Raw genomic sequence first — 13800 nt, 5'->3', positions numbered from 1 at the left:
TTAAACCTACATTTTTTATATGAACGAAGATGCTGAAACAATAATTCAAGATTTATCTAAAAAACTAGAGGAAGCCGAAAATTTTGCTTATGAGAATAGTTCTGATGGAAAAATTATAGGTAGAGTTACGAGATTTGAGACGATTAAATTAGGTGAAAGGAATTACATAGGTATTGATATTGCTTTTTCTGATTATTATTCAAGTAATATTAAGAATGGAGAGTATTTAGCGATTAGAACCATAGTTCAGCCAGTAGTAGTTGTTGGGCAGGTAGTTTCTATAACAAGATCTGATATGTTAGCAGAGTTTAACATTAGAGAGGTTAGTTATCCTAGAGATCCAACTACTATTATGACTCAGACTTTTCTTGAATTAAAACCTATAGCTGAAATTGAAGGAAACGAAAAGAGACCAGCTGTTTCTCCAATAGATCCTCAATCACCAGTGTTTAGACCAAAAGCTAAGCTCTTACAAGAGGTTTTAGGTATTCCAGAAGAAGGAATAGTTATTGGTAAAATTTACTCTGGTGGTAGGACAATAGATGCAGATGTTAGACTTGATGAAGATACCTTAGTGCATCATACATTAATTATTGGCACTACTGGCTCTGGTAAAACTACTTTACTTAAAAATATTCTTTCTCAAGCTCCTTCAGCACTTTACTTTGATAGACAAGGCGATTTTGTTCGCTATTTGATATCTAAAGGGGATGAATTTAGTGTTGTGATGCCTAGTGTGAGAATGATGGTTGAAGATATTGAAGATGTGCAAGGAGGGAAACAAGCCACATTAATTTTAGCTTCTGAGTTTTCTCATAGGTATGGTTGTCAAGAACCTATATCTGATGATATAAAGGATGGTGAGGTAATTTTAGATTGTAATGGTACGATAGTTCATTTAGTTCCTTATTCAATAAAATTTAGTAAAGTAATTGATTCTCTCCATAAGATATTGCCAAATATGTCTGCACAAGCTAGAACTTTTTGGCCTGTCATAGTAGTGAATTTAAGAAAAGAAATAAAGAATTTAATTAATATTTCTAATAAATATCCTCAGTTAAAGTCCACATTAACATATAGTAAGATATTTGATCAGATCACTCCTTCATCGCTTCTTGGAGAGACTATAAAGTTAGAAGTTAATGAAGATATTGATATGGCTAAACTTACTGGACTTCCTACATATATAACACCAATTAAAAATGAGCATATACTCTCAATCAATATTCATTCAATCTTTGAGAATAATATTCTTTCTAATAAATTAAATCTTGCACCTCAAACTAAGGAGGCAATAATTAGGAATTTGAGAAGTCTAAGTGAGTTTGGAATTTTCAACGTAAAAGGTACTTTTGATGTTAATTTTGAAAAACTAGGCAAGAAAACTATTGTAGACTTGAGCTGGGTATTAGAGGCTACAGCCTCAATAGATGCAATTGCAATTATAGCTTATTCTTTGCTAACTGATTTCTACAATTATAAAGATAGTATATACAAGAAAGGAGGAAATCTGGAGCTAACTATTTTAGCCTTAGATGAGGCTCACGAATATTTCCCACAAACTAAGGATGAAGAAGCTAAGTCTACAATTGAAGGACTAATTAATAGATTAATGAGGCTTGGAAGAGTTAGAAAAGTGGCTGTAGTTCTAGCAACACATATGCCAGAGGATCTTAATCCCCTTATACTTCAACTTTCAAACACAAAAATAGTTATGAGAAATGAGGAAAACGTTTTAGAAAAATTAGGATTTGAAGATTATGCCGATATTTTACTAACAGCACAGGCTGGTTTAGGGGTAATAAGGTCTATAAAGTTCTCAGATGTTGTAATGAGGACATTGCTCCCGTAAGCTCATTTTGAATATTGTAATAACTTAATTTATCATCGTGATTTATTGATAGCATTGTACTCAGTACTTGAAAAGCTAAAACAAATAGTGAGGCTGAAGCCCTTTTGCTTAAATTATCTGCAATTTCAATATACGTAGGAATAAGTCTCTCAGAAACTCTTTCTATAACGTAAGGCAAAAAGTCATTTAGCTTATCCAATGATAAGCTCTCTATTCTAAAGAAACTAGCCATTCCTAAGGGATTAGTTATGATAAGATAGTAAGCATAGCGTGATGGGGCTGAAAAGTACTGAGAAGAAAATTCTATTTTGAAAGGGCCTACTAAAAGATTTTTGTTACACTTTCCTTCTTTACACATCTTCATTCTAATTTGATTTAATACTTCAGCATCGTTTATTGGAAAGTTTATTTTTAGCATTTCCTTTATTTTATTCTCTCTATACAGCTTTTGTGAAGTTTCTAACCTCTTTACAACTCCTATTACATTATCTGTCAACAAACTAATCCTCTTTTTAGCTAACTCAATGTAAGCCTCTTGATGCCTCTTTCTTCCTTCAGATTGTAACTCAAATTCACTTAACTCTAATGGTGTAGGGTAAAGAGGTCCATCAACAATAACTAGTTCATGAAGATCTCTAAATTCCTTTAATCCAATGTTCTCGTTCTCTAACCTTAACTCATCAGCAATATCGTCTATTTTATAATCCTCTCTAAAGTATTTATCTACATAGTTCTTTACTCTAACTCCTGGAATTGGGTTCATGCTTTTTAAAATGTCCTCAAAAGTTCCTACACTCATAAAGTTTGTGGAAATATCAAAAGGACCAACTTTTATTCCTAGTTTATTGCTGTAAATTCCTAAGCCTACAATTACTATGTTAATACTAGGATCCCTCAAGTATCTGGATGAAGAGTCTAAGGAGGCAATACTTATCCTTTCCTTTTTAGGGGAAGGTTCTTCGGCAATTATTTTATTTTCAATACTTTCTACGTGTATTTTAATTTCGTTTTCTGTTTGAGGATGATCTGGGTTTCCTACATTATCTATTGCCTCCGTAAGTTTATCTTTTGATTTTCTAATTTGATCTCCTAAGAGTTGGATTCTCCTCTTAATTTCATAAAGTGATTGTGCCACAATTAATAACTGTAAGTTTGATTTAAAATTCTTTAATCTTATAAAGACAAGAAATCTAAGGTATAAAATAACTTAAGTCTAAGTATATTGCAACTAAATACATGGCTAGCCATGTCACCGGAATTACATATTTATACACTATCTGATTTTTTATCCCTTTGGAGATCAACATAGACCCAAAGCCAGAAACAGTATGTAAGACAAAGAATAAGGCTAATGGAGTTATTAAGGCTAAATGTAGTTCTAGTGATAAACCCCTATTTAATAACCCAAGAGTTATTTCAGTTATGAAGTTTGATGTTGTTGGACCTGCTCCAAACCCTGTTATTCCTTCTAATATTGAAAGGACTAAGAGGACTAATGACGTTTTCTTTCTGAAATGCGGGGTGTAAATTGAGTCTTTAAAAGTTGGGTCAAAAGTCTTTATTGAAGTGACCATAATTGGTATTCCAAATACCCAGATTGGCTGAAATATAAAGGAAAAGAAAGGAAGAAATGCTGAAAAACTGAGTAAATCACTTCTTCGCAACATCTGGATATCCCCTAGACTCCCAGTAACCTAAAATGTTTTTAGAAGTAAAATAAAGCCTAACTAACCATTTAACGTAAGTATATCCCCACCAACCTGGAACTGCTAGCCTCACTGGGTATCCATGAACTTGGGGTAAAGGTTTGCCATCAACCATGTAAGCCAAAATAACATTTGGTTCCATAGCTTTATAAACAGGTAAATCAGCAGTATATCCTTCTGCCCCATAACCAACTACCTTTATTACATTTGACTTTGGTTTAACCATATCAATAATATATTTTAAAGGGACACCAGTCCATACAACATTTGCTTTTAGGAAATAAGGGTCTGAAACGCATTGTATCGTATCCTTAATCTCAATAGAAGGTAATTTAACTAAATCTTGATATGTAAATGTCATCGGGTTTTCCACTTCTCCATCAACAGTAAGAACGTAGTTATTTATTAACACGTCTGGAGTATAAGAAATTTGAACAACATACCATGAACCAAAAGGTGTTATTGAATTTTGTGCATGTTGGTACTGTTGATATTCGTAAGCAGAAAGTCTTCCTATGACTAGAATCGACGTTGAAATTATCATTGCTTTAAGGAAATCCCTTCTCTTCACATTGCCCTACTCATCTTTATGTTTTAAAAAATTTTACCCGAATCAAAAGTTACATTGAATTACTTTATTTTGGGAAAAAGTTTAAATTAGGATATAATCTAGGTTTTTACGATGAGACTAGATAAAAAGTTGATAGCAATAATAAGCGGAGTAATAGCTATAGTAATAATAGGAGTAGTTGTTGTAGTAGCATTAACTCCTCACAACTCATCAACAGGAATGACTTCAATGAACTCTGGAATGAGTAACACTTCCACTGGGAGCGGAATGAGTAATACATCATCTGGGAGTATGATGGGTGGTAGTTCATCTAGTAGTTCCACTACGTCCTCTTCTTCAAGTGGATATTCGTGGGGAGGATAAAAGTTAAGGTAGAATTTTATTTTTAAAACTACTAATTATTTTTCATCTTCTATGCTTAAAATTTAAATATTCATAATGATAAAAAGTTTATATGGTTACTAAAGATGATGTAATAAATGTTATAATCAAATTTACTGCAGGGGATACTTCAAAAGAGTTTACACGAAGTAAAGTTAGAGAGTTCTTAAGTGCAAAAGGTAGTAAAACAATTGATAAAATCTTTGATGAACTAGAAAAAGAAGGGTTTATAAAGCTTAATAGGACAGTTGGTAGAAGTAAATATTATGTATTAGCTAAAAAGATAGAAATAAAAGAGGAAACTAAAAGAGAAGAAGTAACTAAAAGTAAGGACTTAGAAGATATAAAAGAAGCCTTACGTGAGGTTCTAGCTGAATATTTTGGAAGACCAAAGAGTTTTGAAGACCTTGATAAAGTTTATGAAAGAGTAAAGGATGATTTGGGTTATGCTTCAATAAAAGACTTAAGAGAACAGTTAGGCATGAGTCTTGAACAGTTTATGGGAAAATTTTCTGACTATATATTACAGAATTATGAATTAATTTCTGGAGGAAAAGAGGGCTTTGTAATTCGAGGGGCTTTATATGGAATTGTTCGTAAGAAGAGGTGAAACAATGGTTTGTAACTTTCCAGAGTATACAGTATCAAAATACCAAGACGAGAACGTTAAAATCGCTGGAAGACTTTGGATAGAGACGTCAAATAAGATTAAAGAAGCTATACTAGCTAGAAAGAATACTGTAATATCAATTATAGGAGAACCGGGCATGGGGAAAACAACTCTTCTTAATGTAGTTAAGAAAGATTTAAAGGAATATAGCTTTATACTCTACCTAGATTTAGTGAATAGTCCTAGCCTATCCTACTCTGCATGGTATGTAATAAAGAACACTTCAGTATATGAAAAGATAAGAGAAAAAGCGTTTGAAATACTTTTACAACACCAAAAAGATATTGGCTATAAAGGACTAACTAAGTTTTCCAAGGAGTTTAGTAATTTCTTAAGGCATATTTGTGAAAAGAAGAATTGGAATAATAATTTCTCCTACGCTGAAAAACTTTATTGTATGTCTTATGAGGAAAACGTAGAAGGATTAATTGAATTCTTAAATGACCTTTCTAAATTAGACACTGTAGCACTTCTAATAGATGAAATTAAAGCTAAGGATGGACACTTAACCGAGCTTCATAAGGTAATCAATGAAACAAATATTCCAATTATTGTAACAATGGTTCCAGATGTTGTAAGTGAGATAAAAGATAGGGCATTAATAAGGAGACTTTCTGAAATTAAGATAGAACTTAAATTATCTAATGATGATAAATTAGATATACTTAAAACATATTGTGATGATTTTGCTGAAGAAATATATAAAATTAAGGAAATTCAGGAAGCTAGAACTTTAAGTGCAGTATTAGATTTAGCCAGATATGCATATTTACAAGCCTTTCAATATTGCAAAAACGATTACAAGCAAATTAATTGCATAAGAGATTACATTAGGAGTGCTTTCTATATAGAAAATATAGAAGAAGCTTCGAAAGAGCTAGAAAAGAAAATACGCGAAGGATTAATTGAACTGAAAGGAGTATATGGCATAGAATATGTTCATGATAGGGGAAGAAGAATTGATGAAAAGTCTGTCATAGTTGACTTATACTTTAGAAAGGGAGAAACAGTCTATATCGGTGATGTAAAACTTTCAAATAAAGACGTACTTGATAACGTTGGAAATATGAAAAAATTGGAAGATTATGAAAAAGAAGGCAGCTTTAAAGTAGTAAAATTTATTATAACAAATACACCGAATGTTGATCTAAAGGGTTTCATATTAATTTATATTGATAATTATACAATAAAGAAGATATTAAATGGAGACATAGATGCTAGAAACAATTTAGTAGGAAAAATAGTTAGGGATCTTAAAATAAGTAACGAATAGTTTACAAAATTTTAAGCAAAATTTTAATCCTAATTTCATACATTTACGAATATATGTAAACATTACTGTAAGATAATAAGCCAATAAGTAAAAAGTAAATATCGTAGCTTGGTCATAGTAAGCCGTTACCGTTTATCAAAATTTGTTTATTTTGTCAGTGTAATTTATCATTTCAAAAGAGAGGAGAGAAAATATCTCTTGTTGTTAGTATTAACATTATTTAATTATAACGTGTATAACATGAATAATGTATAATCTTAACTATAATGATTAAATCTTTTATGAAGTTTTTAGCGAGATTATTAAATGAGCAAAACGTTATGTAATTTCTTCTCTCTTTATCATATATCCTTTACTTCCCTTATAATCTTCATCAAACACTAATTCGCCCCTTAAGTAAGTTTGTACAACTCTTGCATTAAACTTTACTCCCTCATAGATAGAATAATCCATTTTTCCATGCCAATCCTTAACTTGCCATTCCTCCCTTTTTATTACAGCAAAATCAGCATCGCTACCAACTTTAAAACCCTTTTCTTTTATATTATATAGTTTTATTTGATTTTCAGATGTTATTTTAGCAACATTTTCTGGAGTTATTAAGCCTTGAAACATAAAGCTGATAATCGTTGGTACAAGAAATTCTGTAGATGAAACACCATTAGGAACTTCAATGTAACTTAAAGCCTTATCCTTATACACTGACATGAAACCGGAATAATCACTGCCTAAAGTATCAACCATGTTGATTTTCCTTACTAATTCCTCTCTCATCTCTTTCTTCCTCAATGGAGGTGACATTATAAATCTATACCCGTCCGGTCTTTCATAGTAACTTTCATCAAATATTAAGTAATGAGGACAAGTTTCTCCATAAATGTTTGCCCCTTTCTTTCTCCAGAAATTTATTATATCAAGTGAGGTTGGTGAAGAAATGTGAACTATATAAGCTTTGACTCCAGTTAAATAGGCTAGCATAGATGCTCTATTTACAGCTTCTTCTTCAACTTCAATAGGCCTAGTTATTGCATGATAAATTGCCTCTTTTTTATCTTTATATTCTTCTTGTAAAGCTTCAATAACGTCACCATTTTCTGCGTGAATAGCTACAGTGCCACCAAGTTCTTTAACTTTTCTCATAGTCAAGTAAATAGTTTCATCATCAGCTTGCATACTTCCTTTATAAGCCATAAACATCTTTACACTTTTTACTCCAAGCTTGAACACTTCATCAAGGTAATTAATTTGCTCCTTTCTCTTTACTATTAAATGAAAAGAAAAATCAAAGCCAGCAGTAGTCTTAGCTTTTTCGATCTCCTCTTTAACAGCTTCAATAACTCCTCTATTTAATGGATCAATAAAATTAATAACTGTAGTAACCCCACCAGCTAATGCAACTTCACTACCACTTTTATAATCATCAGCTGTAGGAATAATTTCTTTACTTCCTAAATACCTAGAATTAAAATGCGTATGTCCATCTATGACGCTAGGTAGAATATAATAACCGGATAAATCTTTTCCATCCCCAGTTATTTCTTTCTTTATTTTAACAATTTTTCCTTCTTCTACTTCAAAGTCTGTTTCAATAATTCCTTGAGGAGTTATGACTCTTGCGTTTTTAAAAATCATAATAAAATGTAGTACTGGAGAAATATAAGCATTGTGAATTTCTAAGTTATAGAATTAGTATAATATAACAAAATATATTTAAATTCTTATACAATGCTTTACTTTATGAGTAAAAGTTTATTCGTTAGAGAAAGTTCTGGGTTAGTTAAAAATGTAAGTGCATTAGACTCTATAATGCTAAATTTAGGCAATATGTCAGCTGGAGTAGCATTATTTAATTCAATATCACCTTATATTCCACCTGGTGGAGTAATATGGATAGCTTCATTAATAGGATTAATACTAACTTTGCCACAAGCATATATTTACATGGTTCTAGCTGGTAAGATTCCAAAGACAGGGGGTGATTATATTTGGTTATCTAGAATTTTGCATGGGAGTGTAGGAGTAACGATGGCTTTTGCTTTAATGATAGAATCTACTGCATTTTTTGCATTAGTAGCATATTTCTTTTCTTCAGCTGTTGGAACAGTTGTAGGAACTATAGGAACTATGGATGGAATATCCTCATTAGTATCTTTGTCATCATCTCTTTCAGCCCCAATTCCTTCCTACATATTAGGAGCAGTACTTTTTGGAGTAATAATAGCTTTTAACATATTTAGAGCTAAATGGGGTTATACTTTAGTAACTGTAAGTACATTAGTCTCTCTTATTACAACAATAATAGCTATGATAGTCATTGGAATTAATATCCCAGATTTTCATACTGCTATAATTCCTTTCCTAGAAAGAGAAGGAATAGTTCCACCATCTAATTATGCATCTACAGTTCCTCCGCCTAACTTAATAGTTTCATTAACTGGCATACTCCCGTTACTTGCAATATTTACTTATCCGTGGATGCAAGCAACTCCAGCTATTGCATCTGAGGCAAAGAAAGTTAAATATGTTCAATACGGAGTTATTATTCCATTATTAGCTACTGGAATTTTGGTGACTTTAGGATTTGGTTTAATGTATTTGGCAGGAGGTTATACTTTCACAACTTACATGTTTACAAACTCTGCAAGCTCTTTCGTTTACACTTTCTGGACTGTTGCAATTGGATTAACAAGTAATCCAGTTTTACAGTGGATTATAGGAATTGGGTTAATGACTTGGGAGTTTGCAGTTTTAGCTTATGGTGTTATTGTCTTTTCTAGATACATATTTGCAATGGCTTTTGACAGAGTATTTCCAGAAATATTTACTAGATTAAATAGATATGGATCTCCAGTTTATACTCATTTATTTGACTTAATTTTAACCTTAGCATTTTTAGCCTTACCAGTAATATCATTTAACGGTGCCTTAGCACTTTATGGAGCAATAGTAATTGGAATGGTTTATTTCTTTACAGTAAGTGTAGCGGGAGTAATTTATGGAATAAAGAACAAAATAATTCCATTAATAGGTGCTGGTATATTTGAAGCTGGCTACTTTGTATTTTTGACATATGAATCTGTAACAAATCCAGTGTTTAGTTTTGCTCAACCAAATGGGGTGCCTAATCCAATAACTTTAGGGTTTGTAATAGGTAGTTTTGTTGTTGGAGCAATAATATACATAGTAGCTAGGCAAATTAATTTAGGTAAAGGAATAGATATAAACATGATTTATAAAGAAATACCTCCAGATTAACTTAAGTAAGTAAATTTTTTCCTTCTTTCATTCCTCTTAAGTTATTTAATTAAGTTAATAAAAAGATATAAAAATTCGCCTCCTTTATTTATTTAATGTTTTATCACTATGTAGACGATATCAAAGGAAAATATAAAGTAGTTTCATTTATACGATCTACCAAACCGTACGCTAGGTTTAAGATTAGTGGTAAGGCATTTACATGGGAAGATATAGATTTTAGAGTACCAAAGATTTTTGAAAGTGAAGGAAAACTAAAGGATATTGAAATACCATTATTAGCAAAAGATAAAGCACTTTATGTAGGGCAACCAATAGGAATGGTTATAGGTGAAGATGAATATGATGCTGAAGATAAAAAAGATGAAGTTGAGGTAGAATATGAAGACTTAGAAGGGCCAATATATGAGCCTGATAACGTTATTTTTTCTTTTTCTAAAGGAGAATATGAGATAGGAGAAGATTCACTCTCATTAAAATTAAAGTTTAATAGGCAATCTCCGGCTCCCTTAGAAGGAAGAGCAGTAATAGTTACTCATGAAGATGGGAAGATAGTAATAAGAATTTCAACTCAAGCACCTACTGTAGTTAAAAAAATTGTTGCAGACATGTTAGATGTATCAGAAGATAAAGTTGAGGTACGAGTTCCTAGGGTTGGTGGTGGATTTGGGGCAAAACAGGATATAGTAAGCGAGGAACTTGCTGTTATAGCTCTTTCTTATGTTACTGGAGAGAATTTAAAATGGATCGAAAGAAAATCTGAACATATAATGACATCTCAAGGAAGAGGCCAAGAGCATGATGTTAAAGTATATTTCAATAATAACGGAAAGATCACTGGGATAATAGATGATATAACATATGACATGGGAGCTTACCCATTACCATGGACTGGCATTTCTCCACTTTACGTAACTTTAATAAACCTAAGGAACATATATGATATTAAAATAAGAACTAATATTAAAGTTATCGCGAGTAATAATCCACCACAAGGTGCTTTTAGAGGTTTTGGTAGGCCAGAAGCTTTCTTTGTAATAGAAAGGATAATGGATGAAGTAGCTAGAAAATTAAAGTTTTCTCCAATAGATATAAGAGAAAAGAATTTAGCAAACATTGAAGATATAGGTAATGTAAAGAAAGTGATTGAAAAAGTGAGGAAGAAGTATGAAGAATTCAAAGAGAAATACAAGATAGGAATAGGTGTTTCCTTATACGTTCATTATGCCTCTCCAACATCAAAAATCTTAATCGGAGAAGAAAAATCTTTTGTTGGAGGTTATGAGTGCGTTTCAGTAAGATTAAACAAAAGTGGGATAATTGAAGTAAAGACCACTACTGTTGATATGGGACAAGGGATATCTGATGTCTTAAAAAAGATTGTAGCTAAAGAACTAAATTATGACAAGGTAGTAGTTTATACTGGTTCTCAAGATGTAAATGGGTTTGGAAGTTGGGCAAGCAGAAGTGTCTTAACTGCTGGGAATGCTACGCTTTTAGCTGTAAAAGAGTTAAAAGAAAAGATTGAGAGTTTAGGAGGAATAAACAGAGTATTACAATTGCTTAATGAGTTCCCATGGGAAATTAAAGATAAGGAAATTTATTCAATAAAGTGCTATGAGCCAGAGGACTCTGTAGGTGCAGTGAGTGGTCAAGTTACCGTGGTTGGTTATGATGGAGTAAACTTCAAAGTTATAGAGAATTATACGATTGTAGATATTGGGGTTGCTGGAGATGAAGAAAAAGTTAGAGGCCAAATAATAGGAGGAATAATTCAGGCACTTGGAGGTGTACTTTATGAAGACGTTAATGATCCTTATAACTACTTAATTCCAACAGCAAAAGAGGTACCAAAAATTGAGGTTGAGTTGCTTCACACACCATCTAATACTCCAGGTGGGTTTAGAGGAATTGGGGAAAACAGCATTTCCGGGGCTTATGCATCAATAGCAAATGCAATATCTGATTTTATACCAGTCTATGAAATACCATTGAGGAGAGATTAAGATGCTTAAAATACCAGCTTTTTATGATATGCATTCTCATCTAGAAAACGCATTTATCGGTGGTAATGCTTCAAGTCTGGAAGAAGCTGTAGAGAAATGGAGTAAAATTAGGGATAAGATGTCACTTGAGGATTTAAAAAAGAGAATTGAAAAAGCTGCACTAGTTGAGTTATTTTATGGGACTACTCATATTAGAGTTCATGCTGATACTTGTTCCAAAAATAGTGTAAAGGCCGCAATATTAGCTAAAGAAGAATTAAAAGAATATGTTGATCTTCAAATAGTCGCATTTCCAGAACAAGGAATATTTAACTGTTCAAAAGAAGACTTCATAAATTATGCCAAGTTAGCTGATATAATTGGTGGTAAACCAGAGGTGGATGAAAATCCTAAAGAGCATATGGATTTTATCTCTGAGTTGGCTTTTAAATTAGGCAAACATATTGATGTTCATATAGATCAACATGACGCTAAAACTAAACATAGTGAATATATGTTGAGAGTTGCTAAAACTCATTTAGCTTTAAGTCATTTAACAGCTCTACATTTTTATTCAGATAAATATGCAAAAAGATTAATAAAAACGATTAAAGAGAAAAATGCTTCTGTCATTAGCTCTCCATTAACAGCCTTTTATCTTAACGGAGGAAATTCTTATCCAATGTATAGGGGTCTAACTAGGATTAAAGAGTTGTTAAAAGAGGGAATAAACGTTTGTCTTGGTCATGATGATATTCAAAATCCATTTTATCCTAGTGGTGTAGGGGACATGTTACAAGTCCTTTGGATGGCAATGAATATTGAAAAAGAATTTGATCCCTCATGGATTAATTTAATAACTAGAAATGCTGAAAAAGAATTTGGATATAAGAATGAAGATTATATTCTTGTAGATGTAAATTCAATTGAAGAACTAATTTCGACTTTAATACCTAGAAGAGCTGTTATACGAAAAGGAAAGATAGTTGCTAAATCTACTATTGAAATGAAAGTTTTAGATTTAAATCCTCTCTCTCTAATTGAGGAATTAAAAGGAGAAAATTTTAATACTTCATTATAATATTAATTTAAACTCAAATATATATAGTATGACAAATATAAACTTTAATTCTCTTTTTCGTAATTTAAGCTTATAATGAAAATCATAGATGCTAATGTCATGGGAATTGAAATAAAATTGTTGTTCGTTTCGGACATTCATGGTTCAGAGGTAGTATTTAGAAAAGCTTTAAATGCAAGTAAAATGTTTGGTGTTCATTATCTCATTTTAGGAGGGGATTTAGTATCTAAAGATTTCGCTTTATATCTTAAGAAAGGCAATTCTATCTATCAAGGTGAAGAAGAGGTCTCTCTTGATGAAATAGAAAAAATATATAAGACATCTGGTTTAGCTCCCTTATTTTTTGATTCAAAAGATGAGTTAGAGGAATTTAATTCTAATCCTCATTTTAGGAAGGAAAAAATTCTTGAATTTATTCAAGGTCAGATTGACTCATGGGTTAAAATATTTGAAGAGAAAACCAAAGACGCTAAATTTATTACTATTTGGAATACTGGTAATGATGATCCCTTAGAGGTTGATAATTATTTAGAAAGTCACGGGATAAAGGTTGCCGAAAATGAATACATAGAAATAGGCGATCTTATTCTCGTGAGTTCTGGTTATGTAAATCCGACTCCATGGAATACCTATAGGGAATTACCAGAATCTACGTTATATAACAAACTAGAGGATAAAATAAAGAAGCTTGAAAGACCAGAGTATACAATATTTAACTTTCATGCTCCTCCTTATAATACTAAACTTGATATAGCTAGAATAAAAGACGAAAATATTCATGTTGGCTCTCAAACGGTTAGAGAACTAATAGAGAAATACCAACCAGTATTAGGTCTACATGGTCATATTCATGAATCTCCAGCAAGTGATAAAATAGGAAATACTAAAGTTATTAATCCGGGAAGTAACTATAAAGATGGCATATTAAATTATGCTTATGTAATTATCAAAAAAGAAGCAAAAGGTTTTGGTAAAGCTTATATAAAGAAGTTTGAGGTTAAGAGTATTCTTTTAGGGAAGGGTTAA

At 31.8% G+C, this 13800-nt stretch carries 12 protein-coding genes; 8 read left to right on the top strand and 4 right to left on the bottom strand.

Annotated features, from left to right (window positions below):
• Positions 1-19: 19 nt before the first annotated feature.
• Positions 20-1852, top strand: coding sequence for a DUF87 domain-containing protein (locus tag ACAM25_RS10085; RefSeq protein WP_369609601.1), 1833 nt, complete (start codon positions 20-22; stop codon positions 1850-1852).
• Here ACAM25_RS10085 and ACAM25_RS10080 read toward each other — a convergent pair.
• The 3 genes from ACAM25_RS10080 to ACAM25_RS10070 are packed head-to-tail and all read right to left on the bottom strand — an operon-like array spanning position 1809 to position 4102.
• Entirely contained in the window at positions 1809-2987 is a 1179-nt protein-coding gene (locus ACAM25_RS10080) for a DNA double-strand break repair nuclease NurA (protein WP_369609600.1), read from the bottom strand. The genes ACAM25_RS10085 and ACAM25_RS10080 overlap by 44 nt on opposite strands.
• Before the next feature lie 55 nt (positions 2988-3042).
• Positions 3043-3516, bottom strand: coding sequence for a hypothetical protein (locus ACAM25_RS10075; RefSeq protein ID WP_369611660.1), 474 nt, complete (start codon positions 3514-3516; stop codon positions 3043-3045).
• Positions 3503-4102, bottom strand: a complete 600-nt coding sequence (locus ACAM25_RS10070; RefSeq protein WP_369611659.1) for a molybdopterin-dependent oxidoreductase — start codon at positions 4100-4102, stop codon at positions 3503-3505. Before ACAM25_RS10070 ends, ACAM25_RS10075 begins: the two co-directional genes overlap by 14 nt.
• Positions 4103-4240: 138 nt before the next feature.
• Between ACAM25_RS10070 and ACAM25_RS10065 the strand changes: the two genes are divergently transcribed.
• The 3 genes from ACAM25_RS10065 (at position 4241) to ACAM25_RS10055 (ending at position 6453) form a co-directional block, all read left to right on the top strand.
• On the top strand, positions 4241-4492 hold the full coding sequence (locus ACAM25_RS10065; RefSeq protein ID WP_369609599.1) for a hypothetical protein: 252 nt from the start codon (positions 4241-4243) through the stop codon (positions 4490-4492).
• 91 nt (positions 4493-4583) lie between these two features.
• A complete protein-coding gene (locus ACAM25_RS10060) occupies positions 4584-5120 on the top strand; it encodes a plasmid protein (RefSeq protein WP_369609598.1) in 537 nt (178 codons plus the stop codon).
• Complete coding sequence (locus ACAM25_RS10055; protein ID WP_369609597.1) at positions 5095-6453, top strand: AAA family ATPase; 1359 nt, start codon at positions 5095-5097, stop codon at positions 6451-6453. Before ACAM25_RS10060 ends, ACAM25_RS10055 begins: the two co-directional genes overlap by 26 nt.
• Positions 6454-6771: 318 nt before the next feature.
• Here ACAM25_RS10055 and ACAM25_RS10050 read toward each other — a convergent pair whose 3' ends face one another.
• Positions 6772-8085: an amidohydrolase family protein gene (locus ACAM25_RS10050; protein WP_369609596.1), complete on the bottom strand. Its 1314-nt coding sequence runs from the start codon at positions 8083-8085 to the stop codon at positions 6772-6774.
• A gap of 105 nt (positions 8086-8190) precedes the next feature.
• Here ACAM25_RS10050 and ACAM25_RS10045 point away from each other — a divergent pair, with 105 nt between their 5' ends.
• The 4 genes from ACAM25_RS10045 (at position 8191) to ACAM25_RS10030 (ending at position 13800) form a co-directional block, all read left to right on the top strand.
• Complete coding sequence (locus tag ACAM25_RS10045; RefSeq protein ID WP_369609595.1) at positions 8191-9708, top strand: APC family permease; 1518 nt, start codon at positions 8191-8193, stop codon at positions 9706-9708.
• A gap of 95 nt (positions 9709-9803) precedes the next feature.
• Positions 9804-11714: a xanthine dehydrogenase family protein molybdopterin-binding subunit gene (locus ACAM25_RS10040; RefSeq protein WP_369609594.1), complete on the top strand. Its 1911-nt coding sequence runs from the start codon at positions 9804-9806 to the stop codon at positions 11712-11714.
• Between the two features lies 1 nt (position 11715).
• The gene (locus tag ACAM25_RS10035; protein WP_369609593.1) at positions 11716-12774 is read left to right on the top strand and encodes an amidohydrolase family protein; all 1059 of its coding nucleotides are present in this window, start codon (positions 11716-11718) and stop codon (positions 12772-12774) included.
• A 75-nt stretch (positions 12775-12849) separates the two neighbouring features.
• Positions 12850-13800 (top strand): metallophosphoesterase, encoded by a 951-nt coding sequence (locus ACAM25_RS10030; RefSeq protein ID WP_369609592.1) that lies wholly within the window; start codon positions 12850-12852, stop codon positions 13798-13800.

Source organism: Sulfurisphaera javensis (assembly GCF_041154675.1).
In the GTDB taxonomy this organism is placed as follows: domain Archaea; phylum Thermoproteota; class Thermoprotei_A; order Sulfolobales; family Sulfolobaceae; genus Sulfurisphaera; species Sulfurisphaera javensis.
This window is presented reverse-complemented; position numbering and strand designations above follow the sequence as displayed.